The organism is Parahaliea mediterranea (genome assembly GCF_003402235.1).
Lineage (GTDB): Bacteria > Pseudomonadota > Gammaproteobacteria > Pseudomonadales > Halieaceae > Parahaliea > Parahaliea mediterranea.
Genome location: NZ_QEWO01000001.1, coordinates 1,224,823 through 1,250,802, shown reverse-complemented (window position 1 = coordinate 1,250,802; position 25,980 = coordinate 1,224,823). Strand labels below are relative to the sequence as shown.

The 25,980-nt window shown below is 63.3% G+C and carries 19 protein-coding genes; 10 read left to right on the top strand and 9 right to left on the bottom strand.

Going from position 1 to position 25,980, the window contains the following annotated elements:
- Positions 1–144: 144 nt before the first annotated feature.
- The 4 genes from arsC to sppA are packed head-to-tail and all read left to right on the top strand — an operon-like array spanning position 145 to position 3,386.
- Positions 145–495: an arsenate reductase (glutaredoxin) gene (gene arsC / locus DDZ17_RS05280; RefSeq protein WP_116364849.1), complete on the top strand. Its 351-nt coding sequence runs from the start codon at positions 145–147 to the stop codon at positions 493–495.
- A 6-nt stretch (positions 496–501) separates the two neighbouring features.
- Entirely contained in the window at positions 502–1,101 is a 600-nt protein-coding gene (gene wrbA, locus DDZ17_RS05275; protein WP_116364848.1) for an NAD(P)H:quinone oxidoreductase, read from the top strand.
- The gene (locus DDZ17_RS05270) at positions 1,098–1,478 is read left to right on the top strand and encodes a DUF2069 domain-containing protein (protein WP_170150154.1); all 381 of its coding nucleotides are present in this window, start codon (positions 1,098–1,100) and stop codon (positions 1,476–1,478) included. Before wrbA ends, DDZ17_RS05270 begins: the two co-directional genes overlap by 4 nt.
- 33 nt (positions 1,479–1,511) lie before the next feature.
- A complete protein-coding gene (gene sppA, locus DDZ17_RS05265; RefSeq protein WP_116364846.1) occupies positions 1,512–3,386 on the top strand; it encodes a signal peptide peptidase SppA in 1,875 nt (624 codons plus the stop codon).
- Between the two features lie 145 nt (positions 3,387–3,531).
- On the opposite strand, the gene DDZ17_RS05260 is transcribed toward sppA, so the two are convergent.
- The 8 genes from DDZ17_RS05260 to DDZ17_RS05225 form a co-directional block, all read right to left on the bottom strand.
- On the bottom strand, positions 3,532–4,248 hold the full coding sequence (locus DDZ17_RS05260; protein ID WP_116364845.1) for a hypothetical protein: 717 nt from the start codon (positions 4,246–4,248) through the stop codon (positions 3,532–3,534).
- Positions 4,248–5,279, bottom strand: coding sequence for a 5'/3'-nucleotidase SurE (gene surE / locus DDZ17_RS05255; RefSeq protein WP_157976461.1), 1,032 nt, complete (start codon positions 5,277–5,279; stop codon positions 4,248–4,250). The genes DDZ17_RS05260 and surE overlap by 1 nt, the downstream gene beginning before the upstream one ends.
- A 151-nt stretch (positions 5,280–5,430) precedes the next feature.
- Positions 5,431–6,495, bottom strand: a complete 1,065-nt coding sequence (locus DDZ17_RS05250; protein WP_116364843.1) for a helix-turn-helix transcriptional regulator — start codon at positions 6,493–6,495, stop codon at positions 5,431–5,433.
- Between the two features lie 6 nt (positions 6,496–6,501).
- The gene (locus tag DDZ17_RS05245) at positions 6,502–9,645 is read right to left on the bottom strand and encodes an efflux RND transporter permease subunit (RefSeq protein WP_116364842.1); all 3,144 of its coding nucleotides are present in this window, start codon (positions 9,643–9,645) and stop codon (positions 6,502–6,504) included.
- Positions 9,645–10,958, bottom strand: coding sequence for an efflux RND transporter periplasmic adaptor subunit (locus DDZ17_RS05240; protein ID WP_157976460.1), 1,314 nt, complete (start codon positions 10,956–10,958; stop codon positions 9,645–9,647). The genes DDZ17_RS05245 and DDZ17_RS05240 overlap by 1 nt, the downstream gene beginning before the upstream one ends.
- A 123-nt stretch (positions 10,959–11,081) precedes the next feature.
- Entirely contained in the window at positions 11,082–11,924 is an 843-nt protein-coding gene (locus tag DDZ17_RS05235; RefSeq protein WP_116364840.1) for a mechanosensitive ion channel family protein, read from the bottom strand.
- 170 nt (positions 11,925–12,094) lie between these two features.
- Positions 12,095–13,408: an efflux RND transporter periplasmic adaptor subunit gene (locus tag DDZ17_RS05230; RefSeq protein WP_116364839.1), complete on the bottom strand. Its 1,314-nt coding sequence runs from the start codon at positions 13,406–13,408 to the stop codon at positions 12,095–12,097.
- Positions 13,405–16,563 (bottom strand): efflux RND transporter permease subunit, encoded by a 3,159-nt coding sequence (locus tag DDZ17_RS05225; protein ID WP_116364838.1) that lies wholly within the window; start codon positions 16,561–16,563, stop codon positions 13,405–13,407. The genes DDZ17_RS05230 and DDZ17_RS05225 overlap by 4 nt, the downstream gene beginning before the upstream one ends.
- A gap of 186 nt (positions 16,564–16,749) precedes the next feature.
- On the opposite strand from DDZ17_RS05225, the gene DDZ17_RS05220 reads away from it, so the two are divergent.
- From DDZ17_RS05220 to DDZ17_RS05205, 4 genes are all read left to right on the top strand, one after another.
- On the top strand, positions 16,750–17,430 hold the full coding sequence (locus DDZ17_RS05220) for a hypothetical protein (protein WP_116364837.1): 681 nt from the start codon (positions 16,750–16,752) through the stop codon (positions 17,428–17,430).
- A 210-nt stretch (positions 17,431–17,640) separates the two neighbouring features.
- Complete coding sequence (locus tag DDZ17_RS05215) at positions 17,641–18,813, top strand: dipeptidase (RefSeq protein ID WP_206613443.1); 1,173 nt, start codon at positions 17,641–17,643, stop codon at positions 18,811–18,813.
- Positions 18,814–18,830: 17 nt separating this feature from the next.
- Positions 18,831–20,708: a serine hydrolase domain-containing protein gene (locus DDZ17_RS05210; RefSeq protein ID WP_157976459.1), complete on the top strand. Its 1,878-nt coding sequence runs from the start codon at positions 18,831–18,833 to the stop codon at positions 20,706–20,708.
- Positions 20,709–20,793: 85 nt separating this feature from the next.
- Positions 20,794–21,438 carry a TetR/AcrR family transcriptional regulator gene (locus DDZ17_RS05205; RefSeq protein WP_116364834.1) on the top strand — a complete coding sequence of 215 codons (645 nt, stop codon included), beginning with the start codon at positions 20,794–20,796 and terminating at the stop codon, positions 21,436–21,438.
- 23 nt (positions 21,439–21,461) lie between these two features.
- On the opposite strand, the gene DDZ17_RS05200 is transcribed toward DDZ17_RS05205, so the two are convergent.
- Positions 21,462–22,301, bottom strand: a complete 840-nt coding sequence (locus DDZ17_RS05200; RefSeq protein WP_157976458.1) for an enoyl-CoA hydratase/isomerase family protein — start codon at positions 22,299–22,301, stop codon at positions 21,462–21,464.
- Positions 22,302–22,366: 65 nt separating this feature from the next.
- Between DDZ17_RS05200 and DDZ17_RS05195 the strand changes: the two genes are divergently transcribed.
- Positions 22,367–23,713, top strand: coding sequence for an APC family permease (locus tag DDZ17_RS05195; RefSeq protein WP_157976457.1), 1,347 nt, complete (start codon positions 22,367–22,369; stop codon positions 23,711–23,713).
- Positions 23,714–23,865: 152 nt separating this feature from the next.
- Positions 23,866–25,941 (top strand): TonB-dependent receptor, encoded by a 2,076-nt coding sequence (locus DDZ17_RS05190; protein WP_170150152.1) that lies wholly within the window; start codon positions 23,866–23,868, stop codon positions 25,939–25,941.
- Positions 25,942–25,980 lie beyond the last annotated feature (39 nt).

Here is a 25,980-nt window from a genome sequence, read left to right as displayed (position 1 = left end):
GAGGGCGGGTTGCGCACGGGGTTACAGAGGGGGTTATAGAGGGGGTTATAGAGGGCGAGATAGAGGATGCTGTAGAGCGCACGGCCGCCAGATCGCCCCGCGCCTTTGTTATACTCGCGGCCTTTCGACCCTGCGGAGACCGACGTGACCGACATCCAGATCTACCACAACCCGCGCTGTTCCAAGTCGCGCAATACCCTGGCCCTGCTCAACGACAAGGGCATCGAGCCGGAGATCATCCTGTACCTGGAAACACCGCCGGATGCCGCCACCCTGCGCACCCTGCTGGGCAAGCTCGGTATGACCCCGGCGCAACTGGTGCGCAAGGGCGAGGATGCCTACAAGGCGCTGGGGCTGGGTGCCGACAGCGGCGACGAGCAGCTGCTGGCGGCCATGGCGAGCCACCCGAAGCTGATCGAGCGGCCCATTGTGGTGCGCGGCGAGCGCGCCGTGCTCGGCCGGCCGCCGGAGAACGTACTGGATTTGCTGGGCTAGCGCCGCATGACGACCCCCTACATTCTGGTGCTGTACTACAGCCGCCACGGCGCCGTGGCGGACATGGCGCGCCAGGTGGCGCGCGGGGTGGCCACGGTGAATGGCATGGAGGCCCGCCTGCGCACGGTGCCGCCGGTGTCCGCCGACTGTGAACAGAGCGGCCCGGAGATTCCCGACGACGGCCCGCTGTACTGCGAACTGAACGACCTGCGCGACTGCGCCGGCCTGTTGCTGGGCAGCCCCACGCGCTTTGGCAACATGGCGGCTCCGCTGAAGTACTTTCTGGATGGCACCTCCGAGCTGTGGCTCAGCGGGGCCATGATCGACAAGCCCGCCGCCGTGTTTACCTCCACCTCCAGCCTGCACGGCGGCCAGGAGAGCACGCTGCTCAGCATGATGCTGCCCCTGCTGCACCACGGCATGGTCATGGCCGGCCTGCCCTACAGCGAGGCGGGCCTGCTCAGCACCGAATCCGGCGGCACGCCCTATGGCGCCTCCCACTGGGCCGGCAACGACAACAGCCGCGCCCTGGATGACACCGAGGCGCACCTGTGCCGCGCCCTGGGGCGGCGGGTGGCAACACTGGCGGCGAGGCTGGCATCGTGAGCGCGGTGGCGCGGTCCGGGCTGTCCAGGGCCAGCTGGCAGATAACCTGGCTGGCCTGGACGGTGCTGTTTGGCCAGCAATTGCTGGATGCCTGGCTGCAGCAGGTGCCCTGGATAATCTGGCTAGGCAAGCTGCTGCCGCTGCTGCTGTTTTTGCCCGGGATGTTGGGCGATAAGCTGCGCAGCTATATCTGGTTGTGCTTTGTGAGCCTGTTGTACTTTATCGCACTGGTGGAGCGCCTTTTCGCAAACCCCGGCAGTGCCCTGGCCATCGTTGGTATGCTGGCGGTGGTCAGCCTGTTCTGCGCCGCCATGCTGTATGTGCGCTGGCGTGCGCGCGAGCTGCGCGGCAGCGGCGCCACACCAGCGCGCCGCTGATGGCCGTTTACCGTCATTGATCGGAGACAGAGAATGAGCAAACCCTCGGCCCTGCGCCGCCTGTTCGGCGGCTTGTGGAACTTCATTACCCGGGTGCGCGTGGCCCTGTCCAACCTCCTGTTCATCGCCGTGCTGGTGCTGCTCTACCTGCTGTTCAGCGGCAGCGGGCCCACACCGCTGCCGGCCAAGGCCGCCCTGCTGCTGAACCCGGTGGGCGTTGTGGTGGACCAGCGCACCCCGGTGGACCCGATGCTGGCACTGGTGGGCGACCCGAGCCCCGCCAGCGACGAGGTGGCGCTGCGCGATATTCTCGATGCCATTCGCTTTGCCGCGGATGACCCGGGCATTACCGCCCTGGTGCTGGAGCTGGACGGCCTGCTGTCGGTGGGCATGAGCAAGACCCTGGAAATCCGCGAGGCGGTGGATGCCTTTCGCAGCAGCGGCAAGCCGGTGATCGCCCGCGGCGACTACTTCACCCAGGACCAGTACCTGCTGGCCAGCCAGGCCGATACCCTGATCCTGCACCCCTTTGGCGCGGTGGCCATGGAGGGCTTTGGCAGCTACCAGAACTATTTCCGCGACGCGCTGGAGAAGCTGTCGGTCAACGTGCATGTGTTCAAGGCCGGCGAGCACAAGTCGATCGCCGAACCCTTCGTGCGCAATGACATGTCCCCCGGCGAGCGCGAAATTACCGCGCGCTGGCTGGGGGATTTGTGGCAGCGCTATACCCGGGAAGTGGAGCAGCGCCGCAGCCTGGAGGCCGGCGCGGTGAACGCCTACGTCAATGGCTATGCCAGCGCCCTCAAGGCCCAGGGCGGCGATACCGCCAAGGCTGCACTGGCGGCGGGGCTGGTGGATGAGCTGATGCCACATCACCAGTCCAACGATTACCTGGCCGGCATTGTGGGCGCGCGCGACGACGAAGAGCGCTTCCAGGCGGTGCCCTTTGAGCACTATGTGGGCCGCAAGCGTGGGCCGGACCTGCCCCAGCCCGATACCGATCACGTGGCGGTCATCACCGCCGAGGGCAACATTCTGCCCGGCGACCAGCCCCCCGGCACCATCGGCGGCGAAAGTCTGTCGCAGCTGATTCGCGACACCGCCGCGGCAGACCGGGTGAAGGCCATTGTGCTGCGCATCAACAGCGGTGGCGGCAGCGTGTTCGCTTCCGAGGTGATCCGCCAGGCGGTGCTGGCCACCCAGGCCGACGGCCTGCCGGTGGTGGTGTCGATGGGGGCCATGGCGGCCTCCGGCGGTTACTACATTGCCGCCAGTGCCGACCGTATCTTTGCCACCCCGGCCACCATCACCGGCAGCATCGGGGTGTTTGCCGCCATTCCCACCTTCGAGGAGCTGATGGGGCGCCTTGGGGTGAACACCGACGGCGTGGGCACCACGGCGCTGGCCGGCTCCCTGCGCGTGGACCGGCCACTGAACGAGCAGGTGGCCAGCGCCCTGACCAGCTCGGTGGAATTTACTTACCGCAACTTCCTGCAGCTGGTGGCGGAAGGCCGCGACATGAGCGTGGAGGAAGTGGACGCGGTAGCCCAGGGCCGGGTGTGGAGCGCCGCCGACGCCAAGGCCAACGGCCTGGTGGATGAGCTGGGCTCCCTGCGCGAGGCCATTGCGGCGGCCGCCGAGCTGGCGGGGCTGGATGCGCCGCGGGTTGAGTACGTGAGCAAGCCATTGTCACCACGGGAGCAGCTGCTGCAGCAACTGGCCGAGCGCAGTGCCGGCCTAAACCTGCGCAGTGCCGCCGGCTTTGCGCCGGCCAGCCGGATGGGCCAGACCAGCGCCGCCCTTGACCTGCTGCTGGCGCCCCTGAACGAGGCGGCGGAGCTGATGGCGTCGCTGCGCGACCCCGGCCACCTGTACATGCGCTGCCTGGCCTGCGCCGCGCCGCTGTAGGGTTGGGTGCTTGCTGGGGATAGGGGCTGGGCGTTAGCCAGGGCTTTTTACAGGGAGTTGGCCGGGACGTTAGCCAGGGCTTTTTCCGGGAGATGGCACGTAAAAAAGCCGCTGGCCGGTAACGGCCAGCGGCAGGATGCACCCCTCAGGGCTGGTATAGCCGGGTGTCGAGGTTGTCGGCACCGCTGATGGTGAGCACCGCACCATCGCCTTCGATGCTGCCCACGGATACCAGCGCCTCCCAGTTCAGGCAGTCGCTGGCCAGGCTCAGGCGGTAGAGGTTCACCGCGCTGTCTGCCGCGCTCAGTTCGCCACTGCCGCTGCAGGGGCTGCTGAGGGTCACACTGCCATCGGCGCCGATGCTCAGTTGTGTCAGGCCGCCAACGCCGTCTTCCCGGGCATAATCGCCCTCGGGCGCGGAGCCGGCAGCGCTGTCTGCCGCCAGCGGCGCACTGGCCTCACCGGACAGGCCATTGACGCGGACGGTGGCGCCAAGCACCTCGTCGTCGATGGCAAAGGTGAGTTCCACGCTGCTGCCATCGCGGCCATCGCGCCCGCTGAAGTGCAGCTCGCCGGCGGATTCGCTGGTGTCACCCCACAGTACGATATCGGCCACTTCGTCGTCGTCGCTGTCGATGGCAACGGCGGTGACGCCATCCCTGGCCAGGTTCACCGTCAGCAGCGCCAGGTTGCCATCATCAGTCACGATCTGCCCGCGGTAGATGCCGGTGCTGTCCAGATCGGTAACCTCCGGCGGCGGTGGTGGCTCCGGTGGCGGCGGGGTGTCCGGGCGGCTGTCACTTGAGTCGCTGCAGGCCCCCAGCAGCGCGCAGGCCGCCAGGGCAGTGATCAAATACCGCATTATTCACCTCCGGCGCTGAGGTCGCGCAGTTTCAGCTGCAGCAGCTCGCGCTTGCGCAGGCCGGCGGTGAAGTCGCCATCCATGGTGGTGATGGTGACGTAGCCAGCGGCAGACATGCTGGTTTCGTCGTTCACATCCAGGCCGGCGGCGGCAAAGTCCTCGATGGTGGCGTCGGGGTTGTTGGCCAGTTCGTTGGCCAGCGCCTCGTCGCCCAGCAGGCTGGCCAGGCTCACCAGGCCATTGAAGGCAATATCCACACCGCCGGCGTCATTGGCGGTGGGGCCGTAGAGGATGTCGGTCCGGGTGCCAAGGGTGGTGTGGGCGATACCGCGCACCGGCCCGGGCGGGTTGTTGATGTTAAGGGCCGTCAGCGGCGGCAGCAGGGCTTCACCGGCTTCGCGCTGTTCTTCCAGTGCAGCCACCACCTCAACCACCAGGTCGGCCAGCTCGGCGACGCTCATACCCGCTTCACCGCTAAAGCGGTTGTGGCTCACGGCAATGGCCGGAATGCCCGACAGTACCGCGCCCACCGCCGCACCCACGGTGCCCGAGGAAGTGGCGGTACTGCCAATATTCTGGCCGTCGTTGATGCCGCTCACCACAAGGTCGATATCGGTACCCTTCAGGCGCTGCAGGCCCACCAGCATGCTGTCCTTGGGAGTGGCGGAGATGGTGATGGTTTCGTCTTCGGCGCCCTCGGCCGGGTTGGCGGAAGGCACCCGCACGCAGTAGCGATTCTCTGCCCCGGTAGGGCCGTGGAAGCCGACGTTGCTGATGTCGTAGCTGCTGCCAATAGCGGTGGAAATGGCGCCACCCCGGCCGCTCTGTTCGCCGGCGGGGGCGTACATGGTCACGGAGTGGCCAGCGGCTTCCAGGGCGTCCATCAGCACATTGATGCCCTCGGCGTTACAGGAGTCGTCGTTGGTCACCATGATATTGAGGGACCAGGCCGGTAGGGCAAGGCCCAGGCCCAGGCCGAGGGCCGCGGTGGCAATCCCGCGCCGCAGGGGGTTGAGGGGAAGTACTGGCATTGTGTTGTCCTCTTTATTGACTGTTATGAGGTGCGGCATCCGGTCGCAAGCGGGCGCAAACAGTACCGCACCCGGCCAACATCCCCCGAATCGGGCTCTGTGGCCTCCGGTTTTGCAAAAAAAGAGAAGAAAAACGTGAAAGAAGCGGGCCTTAGCCCTGCTGCTGGTACTGCCGCGGCGTCTGGCCCACCAGGGCGCGAAACTGTTTGTAGAACACCGATTCGGAATTGAACCCACTGCTGAGTGCGATATCGAGCATGGTGCGCTCGCCGGGCTGGCTGCTGCGCAGCAGGGTTTTGGCGGTCTCTATCCGGTAGCCGTTCAGGAAGCTGGCGAAACTGCAGCCCCCCACCTGGTTGATGGTCTGGCTGAGGTGGCTGGGGGGCACCGCCAGCTGGCGGGCCAGTTCCCCCACCTTGAGCTGGGGTTGCAGGTAGGGCTGGCTGTCCTGCATCAGCGCCTGCAGCTGTTGCCACAATTGTTGTGCCTGCTCGTCGCCCAGGCTGCTGGTTTCGTAGCGGGCCTTGGTGGCCTTGCGGTCGGCCCGGGCACTGCGGCTGGCGTGAAAGACAGAAGGGTCAAGCACCGCGAAGAAGGCGATCAGGTAGCTCATGCCCACCGTAAGGGTGATGGACCACAGCTGCTGCGGCCAGCCAATGGTGCCGGGCAGCCAGCGGCCCATGGCAAACAGCAGCCCCGGCAGGGCCAGGGCGGTGCAGCCCCACAGCAGGCTGGCCAGCCAGCGCAGGGCCGCTGGCGGCAGCTCGGCCTGGCGGCGGGCCCGGCCCAGCAGGCGCAGGCTGATGCCCAGATAGGCCAGCAGATGGAGGTAGCAGAGCACCCCGATGGTGTGCGGATAGCGGGTGGCCAGGGTCGTGCCGGCCACGGCGTCCAGCAACAAAAGGGCAAAGGGCAGGGTGTGCCACAACTGCGCGCGCCGCCACTGGCTGTCGTGGTCAATGCGGGCCCGGGTATACAGGTACAGGCCGGGGCCGAGCAAAAAAATACTCAGGCTCAGGGGCAGCAGGGGGCCCAGCCATTGGATGTCCGGGGCGTGGCGCGCCATGGTGGATAGCTGGTACACCGTTACCAGCCCCATCAGCGCCGCCAGTTGCTGATTGGCGGCGGTGTGCCGGTTGGGCGGCAGGGCCAGCGCCAGGGTGATCAGGGCGCCCAGCAGGGCGCCGCTGGCGGCGATCAGGCTGGCCAGTCCCACGGGCTGTTAGGCCCCCGCGCTGGGGCTCGCCGCGCCAGAGTGCTGGCGGCGCTCGTTCCAGCGCGCCAGGTCGTCGAGGATCATGTACAAACTGGGCACCAGCAGTAGGGTGATCACTGTGGCGAACACAATGCCAAAGGCCAGCGACACTGCCATCGGCACAATTTCCTGGGCCTGGGCGCTGCGCTCCAGCAGCATGGGCGCCAGGCCGAAGAAGGTGGTGAGGGAGGTCAGCAAGATGGCCCGGAAGCGGGTGGTGCCGGCGTCCATGACTGCCTGCAAAGGGGCAACGCCGTCGCGTACCGCCTTGTTGATGTAATCCACCAGAATCAGGCTGTCGTTCACCACCACGCCGGACAGGGCGATAACCCCCATCAGCGACATCATCGACAGGGGGTAGCCGGTGATCCAGTGGCCCACCACGGCGCCGATCACGCCAAAGGGAATCACCCCCATGATGATCAGCGGTTGCAGGTAGGATTTGGTGGGCACCGCCAGCAGGGCGTAGATGCCAAACAGCGCGAGGCTGAAGCCGATCATCATGCTGCGGGCCATTTTCATTTCTTCTTCGGCCATGCCGGAGATGGCCCAGCGCAGGCCGGGGTACTTCTCTATCAGCTCGGGTATGACCCGGGCCTCGATATCGGCCATCACGCGGCCGGGTTCAACCAGATCTTTGTTGGCCTCGGCGGTGACCTCGGCGGCCCGCTGGTAGTTGATGTGGGTGGCCTTCAGCAGGCCCTGTTCCACCCGCAGGCGGGCTACGGTGCCAAAGGGCACCTCGCTGCCGTCCGGGGTGCGGATGAACATGTCGTGCAGGCTGCTCACCGTTTCCCGGTCGGCCCGCGGGTAGCGCACCATCACGCGGATTTCGTCAATGCCGCGCTGGATGCGCTGGGCCTCGGCGCCGTAAAAGGCGTGGCGCACCTGGCTGGCCAGGTCGAAGCGGGTCAGGCCAAGGGCTTCGCCCTCGGGCAGGATGTCGATATGGAATTCGTCCCGCGTATCGCTGGCGCCGTTGCGGATGTCGTACAGGCCCTCGTAGTGGCGCAGGGCTTCCTCCAGTTCCTGGGAGGCGGCGCGCAGGGTGTCGAAGTCGTTGTGCATCAGGTCGAAGGCGATGGTGGGGCCAAACTCCGGGCCGTCGGCGCTGGAGATGGCCAGTACCTCGGTGCCGTGGATGAAGCCGATCTTGTCCCGCCAGCGGCGCTCGATTTCCCGTGTGCTGATCGAGCGTTTGTCTTCCTTGGTCAACTCCACGTCGATGCCGCCGGACACCCGGCTGGCGCCGTAGGCGAAGATGTGTTTCACCAGCTTTTCGCCGCCGTGGCTGCGCTGGTGCTCGGCATCTACGTCCTGCAGGGCGCGGGCCACTTTCTGGATGGCCTCCAGGGTGCGCTCTTCGGGAGTTCCCTCGGACATGGTGACATCGGCGTGCAGGAATTCGCCGGGCACGTCCGGCGCCAGCACGGTGCGCACCACGCCCCCCACCAGCAGGCCGGCGCACAGGATCAGGCCGGCGATAAAGGTGGCCAGGGTCAGGTAGCGGTTGCGCACACAGCGCGCCACAAAGGGCGTGTAGCGCTGGTCGATAAAGGTTTTGAGCCAGCCGTTGATGGCTTCCTGACGGTGGTCGATGTACAGCAGCAGGCGGTTGCGGGTGGGTTTGCTGTGGGCCAGGTGGGAGGGCAGAATCCACTTGGACTCCACCAGCGAGAAGGCCAGGCACAGAATCACCACCCAGCCGCAGGCGGCGGGCATGGCGGCGAACATGCCCTCCATGAACAGGGTGGGGGCAAAGGCCACGATGGTGGTGAGCACGCCAAAGGTGGCGGGAGTGGACACCCGGTACACCCCGCGAATCACGTTGTCCACGCTGTGGCCGTGGCGCTCGGTTTCGGAGTAGGCGCTCTCGCCCATGATAATGGCGTCGTCCACCACAATCCCCAGCACCAGAATAAAACCGAAGATGCTGATCATGTTCAGGCTGGCGTGAATGTAGGGGGTGTTGATCATCGCCATGGCCCCCAGGAAGCACACCGGAATACCCAGCATCACCCAGAAGGCCAGCTTGATTTCCAGGAACAGGGCCAGCACCAGGAACACCAGCAGGGCGCCCATGGCGAGGTTGCTGAACATCATGCCCAGGCGGCCTTCCAGGTAGAAGGTGATGTCGGACCAGGGCTCCAGCACCACGTTGTCGGCCAGGGTGCGGTTTTTCTCTTCCAGATAGGCCTTGGTGACCCGGGCGGTGTCGATGATGTCCTGCTCGCCCATGGCGTACACCTGGATGCCGAGGGAGTAGCGGTTGTTGAACAGGGCAAAGCCCTCGGCTTCCTCGAAGTCGTCCTTCACGGTGGCGATGTCGCCCAGCAGCAGGCGGGTGCCATCGGCGTTGGTGCGCAGCACGATGTTCTCGAAGTCCTGCTGCACGTAGGCCTGGCCCAGGGTGCGCAGGGCGATATCGCCGTGCTCGGTGCGCACCGAGCCGGCGGGCAGATCCAGCGACGAGGCGGAGATGATGTCCGCCACCTCGCCCAGGCTCAGGTGATATTCCCGCAGCAGCTGCTCGGAAATTTCAATGGAGATCTCATACTCGCGGGCCCCCACCACCGTCACCGAGGATACCTCGGGGTAGGTCAGCAGTTCCCGGCGCACTTCCTCTGCCAGGGTCTTCATGCTGCGTTCGCCCAACTCCCCGGAAAGCTGCAGGGTGATGGCCGGAAACTGCAACTCCGGCTGGCTGATAATGGGTTTTTCCGCTTCCTCGGGGAAGAACAGGATGGCGTCGATGCGGTTCTTGACGTCGTCCATGAGCTTGTTGAGGTCGGTGCCTTCCAGCGGCTCGATCATCACCCGGGCGTGGGATTCCAGCGCATCGGACTCCACCCGCTTGATGCCGTCCACATCGTTGATGGCTTCCTCGATCTTCAGCACGATGCCCTGTTCCACTTCCTCCGGCGGTGCGCCGGGGTAGGACATGTTGATGAAAATCACCTCCAGGTCGAAGGCGGGGAACATGGCGCGCTGGATGGTGAATGCGCTGCCAAGGCCCACCACCATGATGATGATCATCAGCAGGTTGGCGGCCACCGGGTTGCGCGCGAACCAGGCGATGATGCCCGTGGGCACGGCGTTTGGGTCCTGCATCAGGCCTCCGCGTCGGGCGCCGCGGCGCTATCTCTGCCGGCGGCACTATCCCGGGCGGCGGCGGGCGTATCGCGCTGGGCGGCTTCCACCGTCGTCGCCTTGGGCAGTGCGTCGGTCTGGTACTGCTGCCGCAGTTGCGCCGAACTGCGGCTGGAGACCACCTCCACCTCGGAGCCCGCCAGGGAGGTGTCCAGGCTGGTGAGGGAGACACGCTCGCCGTCTTCCAGCCCGGCGGACACATACACCAGGTCGCCGCCGGTGCGCAGGATGCTCACCTCGCGGTCGCGCAGGCGGTTGTCGCCATCCACCACCCACAGGTGGTTGCCGGCCCGCATCACATAGCGCGGCAGGGCCACCAGGTCTGGCAGGGCGCGGCCGCGGATGTTGGCGTTGACGAAAGTGCCCACCCGCAGGGGCTCGCGCTGGGGGTCCTGCAGGGCGTAGGGGTCTTCTATGCGGGCGACGGTATAGAGCACCCGGGAGCGCTCGTCGAACACCCCTTCGCTGCGGTGCAGCTGTGCCGCCCAGTGGTTCACCACCCCGCCCACGTCGGTATACAGGTCAATCTCGGCGCCCTGTGGATACACGCCCAGCCCCGGCAGTTCCAGGTACTCCAGCTTGCCCTGGGGAATGGGCAGGCGCACCTCGGCTACATCCACGGAGATGATGTCCGCCAGCGCTGAGCCGGGGCTGACGTACTGGCCGAGTTCCGCCGACTTGGCGTTGATAAGGGCGTCGTAGGGCGCGCGGATCACGCTGCGCTCCAGGTTGTCGCGGGCGGTGCTGAGGTCGGCGCGGGCCGCCAACAGCTCGGCTTCGGCCTGCTCCAGCTGCGGCTGGCGCAGGTACAGGGCCTTGGCCTCGTCGCTGCGCTGGCTGCCGGCGGGCAGTTTCTTCCACTCCCGCTCGGCCACCTGGGCGCGGCCCTTCTCCTGGGCCAGCAGGCTCTCGGCTGAGGCCACCGCGGACTGGGCCCGCAGCAGGGCGGTCTGGTAGTCGCGAGGGTCAATGCGCAGCAGCACGTCGCCGGCGGCAACGAAGCCGCCCACGTTAAAGGCGTCGGAAACTTCGGTAATACGCCCGGCAACCTCGGCCACCAGGCGGGTGCTGCGCAGGGGGGTCACCGTGCCCTGGGCCTGCACGGGAATGCGGATCACCTCCTTCACCGCTGTGGCCACATCCACCGTCACCGGCACGTATTTGGGTTCGGCAATCTCGGTGGAGGGGCGGGAGGCATACAGCAGGAAGGTGACCGCCAGCGCGGCTGCGAGCATGACGAAGGAAAGGAATGCTTGTTTTTTGCTCAGAGCCACTGGGAATCCAATAAGCAAACCCCGCCGTAGCGGGGGTTGAAAAGAAAGATGTTTTATACCACAGGCCGCCGGCGGCGGCTGTGAAAAACTTGTAATGCGGCGCGGCCTGTGCCGCGCACCGGCTCAGGCCGCGCTGGGCGCTTCGTCCTCTTTTTCGGGGCGCGGCATGTGCACATCCATCTGCGGGAAGGGAATGCTGATGCCCTCGGCGTCGAAGCGGGTTTTCACGGCTTCGTTGGTATCCCACAGCACCGCCCAGTAGTCGGCGGATTTCACCCAGGGGCGCACCAGGAAGTTGACCGAGGAATCGGCCAGCGCACCCAGCGCCACCACCGGCTCCGGCTCGGCCAGCACGCGGCTGTCGCTGGCCAGAATGCCTTCGAGAATCTCCTTGGCCTTGCGGATGTCGTCGTCGTAGGAAATGCCGAACACCATGTCCACCCGGCGGGTGTCGCGGGCGGAGTAATTGGTGATGTTGTTGGACAGGATGGAGCCATTGGGCACGATCACTTCTTTGTTGTCCGGGGTGGTCATGGTGGTGGTAAAAATGCTGATGCTTTCAATCACCCCGGTGGCGCCACCGGCTTCCACGAAGTCACCCTTGGTGAAGGGGCGGAACACAATCAGCATCACCCCGGCGGCAAAGTTGGAGAGCGACCCCTGCAGCGCCAGGCCAATGGCGAGGCCAGCGGCGCCGAGCAGGGCAATCAGCGAGGTGGTGTCTACCCCCAGCTGGCTGAGGGCGGCAATCACCACAAACAGCAGCAACACCCAGCGCATGATGGAGGTGAGGAAGCGCACCAGCACCTCGTCCATGCCGCGCCGTTGCATGAAGCGCTCGACCGCGCCCACCAGAATGCCGACAACGATGCGACCTATAATGAATATGATCAGCGCAAGGGCGATTTTGATACCCCAGGGGATCACGTAGGTTTGCAGCAGGGTGGTTGGGTCGATCTTGTCCATGAGTCGGCTCCTGGCGAGGGGTTGGCGAAAACAGTGCCCTGAATATAGCCAATTTGGCCAGTGCTGCCCAACCGCGAACGGTGAAGCGAGTCGCATTGAATGCCATCAGGACTGCAAAAGGCGCAGAAAAACGCGGTTTTTTTGCGTCTGCGCCATTAAAGCCTGTGATCCTAGCGGGTTGCCACCGCTGGCGCCACCGTGGCAACGCGAAGGCCGTCGGTGGCGCGCGGCAGGCTGGTGGCCAGTATCTGGCTGCCGGCGGGCAGGGCGCCGGTCTGCACCAGCACCTCAAGGGTGCCATCGTCGCGGCTGCGCTGGCCTACCGGGGTTACCTCCAGCGCGCGCAGGCGTTCGTTCTCGATCAGGTAGATGCGGCGGCTGTCGTACAGGCTCTGCACCGGCAGCGCCACGGTGTCTGGCACCGGCGGCAGTGCCAGGCGCAGGTTGAGGGCGCGGCCCAGTTCGGGCTGCTCGGCCGCCGCCGGCAGGCGGAACAGCCCGTCGATGCCGCTGTGGCCCTTCTCCACCGCCGCAGCCAGGGTTTCCAGTGGCAGGGCTATGTCGCTACCGCTGCCGACGGTGTAGGCCGCAAGGGGCATGCCGCTGGCCAGGGCCTGCTTGATGGCATCCAACTGGTTGCCGGGCAGGGCGGCCCGCACCCGCAGGGCGTCGGTGTCGTACAGGCTGAGCAGGGCCGAGCCCGGCTCCACCCGGTCGCCGGGGGCGGCGCTCACCGCCGAAATGCGCCCGTCAAAGGGCGCGTGCACCCGGGTGTCGGCCAGGCGCAGGGCGCGGTCATCGCGCTGGGCACGGGCCCGGTTCAGGGCGGCCTGGGCACTGGCCAGGCGCTGGGGGTGTTTTTCCACCCGGGCCTGCTGGCGGGCCAGTTCAATGCCCTGGCGGGCCACCTCCTGCAGGGTGTTCTCCATGTGCTCGGTGGCAATCAGCTGGCGCGCGTTCAGGCCCTTGAGACGCTCGGCCTTGGCGCTGGTGAGGCTGTACAGGTCTTCCATGTGCGCCAGCACCCGCTGTTCGGCGCGGATATCCGCCTGCAGGGACGCCAGGGCAGATTCCGCATCGGCCAGATCCGCCTCGGCCTGTTCCAGGGCCAGTTCGGCGTGGGCCGGGTCCAGGCTCACCAGCAGCTGGCCACGGCTCACCCGCTCGCCCTCGCGCACATGCACAACCAGCACATCGCCGCTGCTGTCGCTGCGCATTTCGGCGTGGTGGGGGCTTTCGACCCGGCCAAACAGCATCAGCTCCGGCGACAGGCTCTCGGTGCGGGCGGTCACGGCGGTCACTGGCCAGGCCTTCTCTTGCACCTCGGGCAGGGGCGGCTGCGGTGCGGTGGCCAGCAGGGCGGCGCTGGCCACGGCGGCGCCGCCCAGGGTGAGCAACAGCAGGCGGTTTTTGCGGCTGATCCGGGCCAGTGCGCCGGCCAGGCGGCCAGGTGCCTGTCGCAGGTGCTGTTTGAAGGCGGTCATTGGGTAACTCCTGCCATATCGGATGAGGGTGGGGTGATCACGGTGCCGCGGCGCCGCTTCAGGCGCTGCGACAGGCTCTCCAGCAGCGACAGCACCGCCGGGATGGTGAACAGAATCAGGGTGGAGCCGTACAGCAGGCCAAAGCAGATGACCACCGCCAGCGGCGCCATCACCTGGCCGATGGGGGAGCTCTCCAGCATCATCGGCGCCAGCCCCAGGGCGGTGGTGAGGGAGGTGAGCAGCACCGGGCGCAGGCGCGAGCGGCAAGCCCGCAGCAGGGCTTCGTTCACCTGCTGGCCGGCGTCGCGCCCGGCCTTGTAGGCGTTGATCAGGATGATGGAGTCGTTGACGATCACCCCGGTCAGTGTGAACAGGCCCATGATGGCCATCGCCCCGAGGTTGAGATCCATCAGCTGCAGGCCGGCCAGGGCGCCGGTAAGGCCCAGGGGAATGGCCAGCATCACCGCCAGTGGCCAGCTCCAGGAGGCAAAAATCCAGGCCAGGATGAGGTAGATCAGCAACAGGCCGATCACCGCCCCCAGCAGCATGTCCTGGAAGGTTTCTGCCTCATCGGCAGAGCGCTCGCCCAGGCCGTAGGTGACGCCGTGGCGGCGGGTGATCTCGGGAATGGCGCTCTCTTCCAGTTCGGCAATCACCGCCATCGGCGTGTTCTGCTTGCGGTCCACATGGCCGTACACGTTGATCACCTGGCGCGCGTCCCGGTGGTTGATGCGTTCGATACCGCGGCGGGTGCTCACCTGGGTCACGCTGGACAGGGGCAGCACCGCGCCGGTGGGGGTGCTGATCGGCAGGCGGTTGATGCTGGCCAGGTCAAAGCGCTCCCGTGCCGGCAGCGACAGACGCACCTCCAACTCGGCCCGGTTCTCGGTGAATATCTGCAGCCGGTAGCCCTCGTAGGCGGCGCGCAGCTGGCGGCCGATGTCGGCGCTGGTCAGCCCGGCGGCGCGGCCTTCGGTGGTGAGGCTGAACACCCACTGCTCCTTGCCGTAGGGCAGGTCGTCGAACACGTTGTTGACCCCGGGCATGCGGTTCAGGTGGCCGGCCAGTTCCTCGGCGGCGGCCTTCAGGCTGCCCACGTCGGCGCCGCTGAAATAAAGCTGCAGGTCGGGCCAGTTGTCCTCGCCGTTGCTGAACTGCAGGGTCTCCACATAGGGGCTGGGTGTGATGCGCTGTTGCCAGGCGGCGGAAAACTCCGCCAGCGACACCGCGCGTTCGTTGGGCGGCACCAGTTCCACCCAGATGGCGGCGTACTGCGGGCCGGTGCGCGTCTGCTGCTCCAGAAAGGCCCAGTTGCGCTGGGGTACGTGGGTAACGATGACGCCGCCGCCGAAGGCCGCGTTGGTGGCCAGCAGGGAGCGCTCCATATCGTCCAGCACTGCCTGCTTGTCGGCTTCGCTGGCGCCGGCGGCAAACTGCAGGTAGGCATCGGCAAACTCAAAGTTCAGGTTGATGTTCAGTTCCGGTTTCACCCGGCCACTGGCCAGCAGGGTGAGCGCCACCACAAAGGCTCCCAGCGACAGGGCAAGCACCGAGCGGCGATTGTTGAGCGCGCGCAGCAGCAGGGGGCTGAACAGGGCATCGCGAAAATGCGCAAAGCGGCGGTCGAAGGCGGCGCGAAAGCGGGACGGCTTGCGTTGCTGCTGCATGGCGGCAAAGCTGTGGCGCAGGTGCCCGGGCATAATCAGGAAGCATTCAATCAGCGAGGCGATAATCACGCAGACCATCAGCAGCGGTATTTCGCGGATGAACGGCTCGTCCATCACAATCAGCGGCAAAAAGGCCGCCAGGGTGGTGAGGGACGAGGCCATCACCGGGGCGAACATGTGCTGGGCGCCCTGGGCGGCGGCCTGTTCGGGGCTGGCGCCGGCCTCAAAGCGCGCCAGGGCGTGCTCGCCCACCACAATGGCGTCGTCCACCACAATGCCCAGGGCCATCACCGCCCCCACCAGGCTGATGAAGTTGATGGACCCGCCTAAAAAGTGGAACACCGCCAGCGCACCCAGAAAGGACACGGGGATGCCCGCCGTCACCCAGCCCGCCACACGGGCATTGAGGAACAGATACAGGGTGGCGATCACCAGCAGCAGGCCGCCGAGGCCGTTGTTGACCACCAGCATCAGGGTCTCCCTGGCGAAGCGCCAGGCCTCCAGCCAGATCACGCTCTGGATGCCCTGCTGCTCCAGCGAGGCGCGGTTTTCGGCATACCACTGATGCAGAATGTCAGCCTCGTCCATGATGTCCGAGCCGGAGGCGCGGCGCAGAATCAGCGTAATGGCGGGCTTGCCCTGGTACTGCAGATGGCGCTGGTGATCGCGCTCGCGGCGCTCGATCTCGGCAATATCACCCAGGCGCACCAGGGTGTCATCGGCCGCGGTGCTGATGGGCAGCTCGGCAAAACCCTGGGCGCTGCGGCGCTGCTCCAGGCTGCGCAGTTTGCGCTCCAGCTGGCCACTGCCGGCGCTGCCGGCGGGCACATCGGCGCTGTTATCCAGAATGCGGCGGGCGATCTCGCCCAGGGGCAGGCCCAGGGTATACAGGGTCTGGCTGTCCACCTGGATGGCGATTTCCTCCTCGGGCACACCGCGGAATTCGATCTGGTCGATGCCCCGGGCCAGCAGCTGGCTCTCGATGTCCCGCGCCAGCGGCGCCAGCTCGCTCAGCGAATCCGTGCCCGCCAGCAACAGGGCGGCCACGGTTTCTAGGCGCTCACTGATGGTCACCACCGGCGTTTCCATATCAGCGGGTAAATCGCGGGTCTGGGCGACCTGCTGCTTCACCCGGTCACTGGCCAGGCCCATATCGGTGCCGCGCTCGAATTCGAGCTGGATACTGCTGTGGCTGTCCACCGTGGTGGAGGTCAGGCTTTTCAGGTGCTGCAGGCTACGCAGCTGGTACTCCACAGGCTGGGTGATCAGCTGCTCCACGTCCTCCGCCGCCGCCCCCGGCCAGCTGATGTCCACCGAAACGCTGTGGCTGGGCTGCGGCGGGTTCAGCTGCACCGTCAACTGGCGCAGGCCCCAGATGCCCGCCAGCACCAGCATCACCATCAACAGGTTGGCGGCCAGCGGATGGCGGGTAAAGGTATCGATCAGGTAATGCGCGCGGGTCTCAGTGCCGGGCGACGAAGGGCTCATGTCGGTTTCCCCTGTAGGTGTTATACCTGAATATATCACCGCATCACTGGCGATCTTCAAGGCGCCTGCGGGGAGTTGAGTGGTTTGTGCGATGAGTGGCGTCTCGCAGGGAAATTGGTGGTCGCGCTACACTGGTGGCCGATACCGGCAGGCTTTCTCAACCTGTCGTGAACTATGTGAGTTCTTATGGTTTTTAATCAGGACATCGTCTTTATCCACATTGGCAAGACAGGGGGCATGAGCTGTGCGCACTACTTGCTGCAGAATCTCTGCCCGCCGGTGTACAACTGTCATGTGGAAGCCGATATTGAGGCTGCCAGGTACGGATACCGCGAGAGCCAGGTTGTTCCGGTGTTGAATGTGAACAGGCACTGCACCCTCGCGGCTGCCGAGCAACACATCCTTCGGCTGACCGGCGTATCGACGGCGGATAGACGAGTCTTGGCGGTGGTGCGAAACCCCTATGATCTTGAATACTCTTTCTATCGCCATCTACAAAAAGATGACGTCATTGAGCGACGGAAAAAAAATGACAGCGAACTGGTAGCGCTCGCCCAGGGAGATTTTGGCGCGTTTGTCAAACATGCCGGCTACCACCGGCCAGGGCTTCGCCAGGAGGACTATTTCATGATGGGCGGGGTTGTACCGCCGAATGTTGAAATTATCCGGTTCGAGAATCTCGAATCAGCGTTTCGACAAGCCGTGCAATCATGTCTGCGCGACGGGGCGTGTGGTGAGTTTCGTCGATTGAATACAACAGCCTACAGCGACAGTGTGGACAAGCATCTCGACCGAGAAACCAAAGCGACTATTTATTTAAAGCATAAGTACATTTTTGACCATTATTACCCCGATGAAACCCCCTAGCCGGAGCCGCATCAGGGCGGCGCTGGGCTGATGTCCCTCTTTTAAGGCTGAGCAATAATGAATATTTTTTTATTAAGGCTGCCTTGTTTGTGTCTTTTGGTGTTATAACTCCGTCTAAGGCTGTTCTCTTCCCCCGTGACGTGTCTTTTTAGTGCTGGCCGCCGGCGGGGGCGGCGCTCTGCCGCGCAGCGACAAGGAGATGGAACTGCAGTGACGAATGATACAAAACACACCCTGGCGCGTCGTCGCCTATTGCAGGTCGGTGGCACTGCGATGATTGGTTTTCCCATGCTCAACTTTGGCTCTTTCCGGGTATTTGCACAGAGCGATACCCGCTACAGCCAGCGGGCGATCGACCTGGTCGCATCCACCCAGGTATTTGACATGCTGTCGGCGCCGTATTCCTACGGCGCAATGATCGAAGCTTCACTGGACGAGCAATCCGGGCGAAGCGATGGCTTCGCAGTGCCGCCTGAACTGATGCAGGACGTGCTGACGTCGGGAGTGGATGTGCTGCATCCCGCGGTCGGCGTCAGTGGTGATCAAGCCATGGCTTTCATTGCCCGTATGAATGCGCTGGTGGCCGAGCACCCGGAACAACTCGCGCGAATTGATGGCATCGCAGACCTTGAGCGGCTGGCCAAGGGGCAACGTGTGGGGCTGATCCTGGGCATACAGAATTCGGATCATTTTCGTAGCCCCGACGATGTAAACGTGTTTTATCACTTGGGACAGCGGATCAGCCAATTGACCTACAACCGGCAGAATCTCCTGGGCAGTGGGGCTACTGATCGCGTGGATGGGGGGGTGAGCTCGCTGGGTGCGCAGGTGATCGAGAGAATGAATGGACTTGGTATGGCTGTGGACGTGTCCCACTGCGGTGACAAGACCGTGTTGGATGCCTGCGATCTCTCTTCCAGGCCTGTCCTGATAACACACTCCAATGCCCGCCAGCTGGCGGGAGGGCATGTACGCGCCAAACCCGACGTTGCCATTAAGGCGATGGCTGGCACCGGCGGTGTAATGGGCATTGCGGCGGTTCGCCAGTTTGTCAGCGCCCGGGAACCCACCACCATCAAGCACTATGTTGATCACATCGAATACGTGGCGAAGCTGGTTGGTGTAGAGCACGTGGGCATTGGGTCCGACCAGGATATGCATGGCTACGACAGTATGTCGGCGCAAGCACAGCAGGCCATTCGAAGTGGCTATTCGTCCAGTTACGCCTTTCGGGAAAAGATAGATGTGGATGGCTTTGACCATCCCCGGCGAGTGTTCGATCTGGTGCAGGAACTGATCAGAAGAAAGCGATCCGACAGCGATATACGCGGAATATTGGGCGACAATTTTAAACGCGTGCTGGGCGAAATATGGAGTGCCTGAAGCGCTGGTGCCGAGGCGTGGCCATCTCGCTATGGTCCGCCGGCGCCGCTGCCGGGGCCGCAATGGCCCCCGATGTCAGTGATCCGGTAGTCGTTGAAGCCTTTGTTGACGGCGCGGTCAGGCAGGCGATGCAGGATTTGCATGCCTCAGCCGGCGTGGTTGCTGTCATGAAAGGCGGCAAGGTTATCCTGCAGAAGGGCTACGGTTATCAGGATATTGACCGGCGTATTCCGGTCAACGGGCGCGACAGTCTGTTCCGCGCGGGCTCCATCTCCAAGCTGTTTACCTGGATTGCAGTTATGCAACTGGTTGAGCAGGGCAGGCTGAGTCTCGACGCCGATGTGAATACGTACCTGCGTACCTTCGTCATACCGGATACCTTTCCCGGTCAGCCGGTTACATTGCGCCACATCATGACGCACACGGCGGGTTTTGAGGATGGCGCGCTGGGTTATCTGATCCTGGATGATCCAGCCGGTATCCGGCCTTTGGCGGCATCGCTGGCACGCTACCAGCCAAGGCGGGTAACGCCACCGGGCGAGCGTGCTGCCTACTCCAACTGGGCGTCGGCGCTGGCTGGACTGATCGTTGCCAACGTTTCGGGGATGACATTCAGTGATTATGTTCAGCGCAATATCTTCGATGCGCTGGGCATGGCCCATGCCAGTTTCCGCGAGCCCTTGCCGCCAGAGCTGGACAAGTTGATGACGCGGGCTTATGCCTTGCGGGCCGGGCGCTATGTGGAGAAGCCATTTGAGATTATTTCCAACTTTGCGCCCGCGGGTGCGGTTTCGGTATCGGCGCATGACATGACCCTGTTTGCGCGTGCCCTGTTGAACGAAGGCAGTTGGGAGGGGCGACGCATCCTGCGGCCAGAGACGTTGCAGCAAATGCTCGACGAAGGCTACGTCAAAGATCCGCGTTTGCGCGGTGTAGGGCTTGGCTTCCTGAAGCGCGAGTTTGGCCCAGACGGCTTTAACAGCTTTGGCCACGATGGCAACACATTTGCTTTCAGCTCCCACTTCTACCTGTCCAAGGCCGAGGACTTCATGCTGTTCTCCTCGTTCGCCGGACCCGGTGGGAGGCAGGTGTCCAAGCATTTTGTGAGCGCCTTCTACAGCTATTTTTACCGCCGTCCTGTGTCGCTGATTGAGTCGCCGATTGAGCCGCCACAGGAGCTCGCCGCACGAGCAAGAGCTTACGCGGGCGTTTATCACAGCTCCCGTAGCAACTATTCAACATTGGAATCTATTTTGCGCTCAATGGGGGGCACAGAGGTGATGACCAGCCCTGATGGCGCGCTGCTGATTGATGGTGAGCGCTACGTTGAAGTGGGGCGCAACCTGTTTCGGGAAGAGCGTGGCCCCGAGCGTATCGCCTTCCAGGCTGATGGAGCCGGTGGCATCGCCGGCTTTGTGCGCGACGGCGACGGTGTGGTCGAGTACTACCGGGCACCCTTCCCGGATACCTGGCGATTCAACATGATGGTGATGGGCTGCCTGGTGCTTGTGGCCTCGTTGGTGCTGGTGCGCGCTGCTTATCGATGCTGGCGGCACCGGTCACCGGGGCTGGCGGAACAGCGAGTAGAGTGGGTGTCATTGGCCGTTGCCGTGTGTGCCTTGTGTTTCTTCCTGTGGGCAGGACTTGGTGTTCGCGGTGGGGTGTCCGCCATGCTTTATGGGTACCCCCTGGCCATCAAACTGGCGCTGTTCTTCCCCCTGTTATTGGTGCCACTGGTGTTGTGCCACTGTTACCTGTCCATCAGGGTTTGGCAAAGCGGGCTACTGGCCAGTGGGTGGGCGCGGCTCTGGCACACGATGGTGTCACTGACGGGCTTGTTGGGTTTGTGGTTCTTCCAGCATTGGAACCTGATTGGATTCAATTACTTTACTTGAGCCACTGGGGTTGGCGGTAGCGGTTGCGGGTGCCGCATCGGGGGATTGGGTGTAACATAACCGGCTCATTGGCAGGGTAATCCACATGGGCCGCACAACCGCTGGCAGCAGTAATGCGACGCGCAAGCGTTCGGAAAAACTCACATTTATCGAGGAGTCGCGGCGACAGCAGTTCCTGGACATTGGCGTGCGCTTGTTCCGAGAACTGGGCTATGAGAAGGCCTCGCTCGCCCGTATTGCGAAAGAGGCCGGGGTCAGCAAAGGCGTGGTGTTGTACCACTTCAGCAGCAAGGCCGAACTCGGCAAAGCGGTGCTTTCCAGGGTCTTGAGGGGGTATAGCGAATTTTTGTGGGCGCGCGTGGATATTGAACAACGCGCTAAAGCCAAGCTGCTACAGATACCCATCGCCAGCCTTGAGTATGTGGCGGCGCATCGGGAAGATTATGCGCTCTACGTGGATGTTATTGGCTGCTTCGGCCAGTTGGAAGAAAAGCGGGAATTTGTTGCCAGGGTTAGCCAGCGCACGCGCGAAATGCTGGTGGCGCTGATTCGCCAGGCACAAGAAGAGGGCGAGGTGGGCGAGGTAAACGCTGCTGCTGTCGCCGATGTCATTCAGGGTGCGCTGGATGGATTGATGGAACTGTACGCCGTCGACCCGACCTCAGTGGACCTTATCGCCGCAGGTGCGGTGCTGGCCACAATGCTTGAAAGCGGGCTGTCGGCGCGCTGACTGCCCGCTCCTCCGGCTGGCCGCTATCCCTTACTGTAGGCCGGGTCACGCTTCTGCAGGAAGGACTGTACGCCCTCGATAAAATCCGTGCTGGCGAACACTTCCAGATTGCCCGCCACTTCAAGCTCCAACATCTCTTCCAGCGATGTGTCGTAGGTTGCTGCCAGGGCATGCTGGATAAGCTGAATGCTCAGGGGGGAGTTGTCGCGCAATCGCTCCGCCAGTGCCCGGGCATCGGCAAGCAGGGCGTCATCGGCGCTGATGCGGTGGATCAGGCCGGCGCTCAGTGCGTAGTCCGCTGAGTATTTGTCACCTGTGAGCAGCATTTCCTTGGCCCGCGCCAAGCCGATGAGACGCGGTAGAAAGTAGAGCACGCCATTGGTCTGGAACAACCCCCGCTGCGCCTCGGCAAACATAAAGTAGGCGTTTGATGTCGCCAGGCGAAAATCACTGGCCAGGGCCAACTCCAGCCCAACGCCGACAGCAAAACCATTGAGCGCAGTGATAGTGGGTTTATTGGTCCCGGCAAGCAGACGCGTCAAATTTTGCAAACGTGCGAGCTGAGTCGCCTGGTGAGTCGTGTCAAAAGCCTTGTCGCCGGTGAGCTCGTTGAGATCCTGGCCTGCGCTAAAGGCTTTGCCCGTGGCGGTAAGAATGAGTACCGCGGCTGCGTCGTCGTCAATAAAACGCTGCAGCAGATTCTCCAGCGTTGCGTAATCCTGCTCCCGGAAGGTGTTCAGCTGATCCGGGCGATCCAGCGTGATGGTCGCGATACGGTTGTCGACAGAATAAATCATAGATTCCCTGTTGCCTGTGCTGTGAGTAGCAGTTAGCATTACAACACAAAACTGACCGATGGACAAAAAAATAACCATCGATCAAATCGGCGGCGCTGCTGGCGTCGGCGAACATGGGAGGCAAGCAAGGTATGACAAACACGCAGCGCGTGATCGGCTTACCCGCCGCCATCTTTACCCTGGTGGGGTTTGTGGTGGGGGCGTCGATTTACACTGTTCCGGCGGAACTGGCGTCATCGTCAGGTGCCGGGGTACTGCTGTCATTTGCAATTGCGGCAGTGTTGGCCGTGGTCGGCTGTGTTCCCACTATCCAGTTGGCGTGTGCCTTTCCCGTTGCCGGTGCCGGCTACGTTGCTGTGCGTGAACTGTTGTCTCCCGCCGCGGGTGTGGTTGCCGCGTTGGCGGTACTCACGGCGTCGATAGTCGCGGTTGCGCTACTTGCGCACGGCTTTGCCGCTTACGCGGTGGCACTTTGGCCGATGTTTGACGGACACGCCCTGACGCTGGCCGTGAGCCTGGTGGCGGTGCTGACCGTGATGAATCTCGCCGGCACGCGCACCGCCGTAGCGGCTCAGGTGGTTATGTCCCTCGCCTTTATCTTGGTGTTGCTGGTCTTCGGTATCCTGGGGGTGCAGGGCGACGGCCTGCGGCAGCACGCTGCGGTGTCGGTCAATACCCTAGGCGCGATCGTGCTGGGCATTGTTCCCGCCTACTTCTCGTTCCTGGGATTTACGCTTATCGGAGAGCTTGCGGGGGACATGCGCACGCCCGAACGCACCCTGCCGCTTACCCTTGGCATCGGCTTTGCGCTCATTCTGATCATTTATCTGCTGGTTACCTTTGCATTGCTGGCTGGCTCATCCCAGCAGCAACTTGCGCAGGCCGTGGCACCGGTTATGACAGTGGCGAGCGGCATTGCCGGAGAGCGTTTTGCGCAGCTCGTCGCGCTGAGTGCCTTGCTGGCAGCGGCGACCTCTGTCAACGGCGTACTGATGATGGTGTCTCGCGATGTGCTGTTGCTGTCGCGCGATGATGTGTTGCCTCGCAAGTTGGGTGCTACCTCGGGAGAGCAGGATACGCCCCGGCCAGCCATCGCGCTCATTGGGCTGCTGTCATTTGCTTGTATAGCGGTTGATTCGAGTATTCAGGCGTATGCCATTACGACGGTTATCGGCTTCGTTGTGTTTCAGACGCTGTCAGCCGTTGCAGCCTATTGGCTACCTCGGCGCGCGCCCCAAACCTATCAGCAGGCCAGCTACCGATTTTCCGAAAAAACACTGCGTTGGAATGGCGGTGCGCTGGTCGGCGTTTCACTGGTCATGCTGGTGCTGGGTGTTCTTTCGGCGCCGATGGAAGTCGCGTCCTATGTCGCGGTCATGGCGATTTTGCTGGTGTTGCTCACCCCGCGAGTGGGGCGCAACGCAAGCCCGGTACGGATTGACGAGAGCCCGCGTCGCAAAGCCGGGTTTACACAATAACGACAGTGATTTTCTCTGAGTGGAGTTTGAACATGAGTCATGCAACAACTACCCGTTACCTGAGTACGGCGGTATCACTAATTGCTCTGTTTGGAGCTATTCAATCAGCCAGGGCGCTTGAAGGCGGTACTGTTGCGCTGGAGGAAGTGATTGTGACAGCGCAGAAGCGTGAGCAGTCCGCCCAGGACATCCCAGTCAGCATTTTTGCCATCACCGGCGAAGGCATGGAAGCGCGCGGTATTCTGGCGTTGGAAGATCTGAGAGACCAAACGCCCGGCCTCGAACTGGTGTCCACCAGCCCTGGAAAACTGTCGGCCGCCATCCGGGGGGTGACCTCCACCGACCATGGCCTGGACGGTACGGGGGTGGTCGGCTACTACATTGATGAGGTTCCCATTTCTGCCTACGCAGGGTCGCTGCCCGAAGTTGCCATGTGGGATGCCCAGCATGTGGAGGTGTTGCGTGGTCCGCAGGGCACCCTGTTTGGTGAGGGCTCCATGGCGGGAACAATTCGGGTAATCAGCAACAAGCCGGATGCCAGCGCACTGTATGGTCGTATTTCGACACAGTATCAATCTGTTGATGGCGGCGATGGTGGCTGGGGCGCCAAAGGTGTGCTTAACCTGCCGCTCAGTGACAAGTGGGCGGCGCGCATGTCATTCACCCTGCAGGATCTGGGCGGTTGGGTGGACGCGCCTGAAATTGACAAGGACGATACCAACACTAACGAATCGCTGGATGCCCGCCTTGGCGTCCGTTATCAGGGCGAGCGCGCTACACTGGATTTTGCCTACCTGCACCACGCTATCGATCTGGGCAACACCTGGGGCCAAACCTCACCCAGCACCGTTGAGCCGTCGTCGGTGGAGGTGGTTCCCGGATCGGGCCTTACCTTTTCTCCGATCCAGGAGCTGTCTACCCTGGAAGATGAATACGATATCTTCAATATCACCCTGAACTATGACTTCGATGCGTTCTCGCTGGTGTCAGCCTGGTCCTACTTCGATCAGGACTCTCAGGAAGAAACCGATCTGTCGCCCAATGATGTATTGTTCTTTGGTGTGCCGGGCACTGCGCGTTCCAGTGAACGCGGTATTGCCGAGGAATTCACCCAGGAATTGCGCCTGCAGAGCAATGGCGACAATCGCCTGGATTGGCTGGTCGGTGCTTTCTACAAAACATCCGAACGCGAATTCTCCGATGCATTTTACTTCCAGATTCCCGCCTGGGATTTTGAAGAGTTCACCACCCTAAAACCCTACATCGATCGCAAAGCCTGGGCGGTGTTTGCTGAACTGGACTACGCCTTGAGCGAGCGATGGTCCGTGCAGTTGGGTGGCCGCTATTACGAAGATGACATCGAACGCTACAGTATCGAGGACGACTCAGTGATTTTTGGCACGGTGGCCGGTGTCAGTGAGAAAGTTTCCGGCAGTGCCGATCATTTCAGCCCCAAAGTGACCCTGACCTGGCAGAATGACCATGCGCTGCTCTACGCAACCATTGCCAACGGCTTCCGCTCGGGGGGCATCAACGAGGTGGCCTCTCTCTATCCCGAGGAAGTGTCAGCACTGGTTGGGCCGGAGGAACTGTGGTCCTACGAAGTGGGGGTGAAGAGCACCCTGGCCGATGGCGCGGTGACCCTGAACGCCTACCTGTATCACAACAGCTGGGACGACATCATACTGGGACTGGCCACATCTGATTCGCTCTATGCCTACCGGGATAATGCCGGCGAAGCGTCTTCTACCGGCGGCGAGGTGGAGTTTGCCTGGGCTATCAATGATATCTGGCGTTGGTCCGCCAATGCCTCCTACGTTGATTCCGAGATCAAGGATGATGTTTTCGATAACTTCGGCGAGGTTATTGTGCAGTCAGGTGCGTCGATCGAGAACATCCCGGAGTACACCGTGGGCACGACGCTCGATGCCCGCTGGCCAGTGGTCAACAACTGGGAGGCAAGCGCTGTATTTACCTATGCCTACCGTGACCAGACCTTCTCGGATTCGCCCAACACCCCGCGCTACCAGAACGATGCCTACAGCATGATGAACCTGCGCCTGGGGCTCGATCGCGGCGATTGGGCGGTATACCTGTTCGGTCGCAACCTGGCCAACGAGGAAGCCACCACCCAGCGTTGGAGCCCAGGTTTTAATAGCCCCCTGGTGTACTCAAACTACATCCAGCCGCGCACGCTGGGTATTGAGCTGCAATACAATACGTTTTGACAGGATCGAGTCCCGGGTGTCGGTGGCACCCGGGACTCG

Coding starts and splice junctions, on each gene's coding strand:
- DDZ17_RS05205 (WP_116364834.1), top strand. CDS start 20,794: ATGGGCCGCACAACCGCTGGCAGCAGTAATGCGACGCGCAAGCGTTCG.
- DDZ17_RS05235 (WP_116364840.1), bottom strand. CDS start 11,924: ATGGACAAGATCGACCCAACCACCCTGCTGCAAACCTACGTGATCCCC.
- DDZ17_RS05260 (WP_116364845.1), bottom strand. CDS start 4,248: ATGCGGTATTTGATCACTGCCCTGGCGGCCTGCGCGCTGCTGGGGGCC.
- DDZ17_RS05220 (WP_116364837.1), top strand. CDS start 16,750: ATGGTTTTTAATCAGGACATCGTCTTTATCCACATTGGCAAGACAGGG.
- sppA (WP_116364846.1), top strand. CDS start 1,512: ATGAGCAAACCCTCGGCCCTGCGCCGCCTGTTCGGCGGCTTGTGGAAC.
- DDZ17_RS05195 (WP_157976457.1), top strand. CDS start 22,367: ATGACAAACACGCAGCGCGTGATCGGCTTACCCGCCGCCATCTTTACC.
- DDZ17_RS05225 (WP_116364838.1), bottom strand. CDS start 16,563: ATGAGCCCTTCGTCGCCCGGCACTGAGACCCGCGCGCATTACCTGATC.
- DDZ17_RS05245 (WP_116364842.1), bottom strand. CDS start 9,645: ATGCAGGACCCAAACGCCGTGCCCACGGGCATCATCGCCTGGTTCGCG.
- wrbA (WP_116364848.1), top strand. CDS start 502: ATGACGACCCCCTACATTCTGGTGCTGTACTACAGCCGCCACGGCGCC.
- surE (WP_157976461.1), bottom strand. CDS start 5,279: ATGCCAGTACTTCCCCTCAACCCCCTGCGGCGCGGGATTGCCACCGCG.
- DDZ17_RS05230 (WP_116364839.1), bottom strand. CDS start 13,408: ATGACCGCCTTCAAACAGCACCTGCGACAGGCACCTGGCCGCCTGGCC.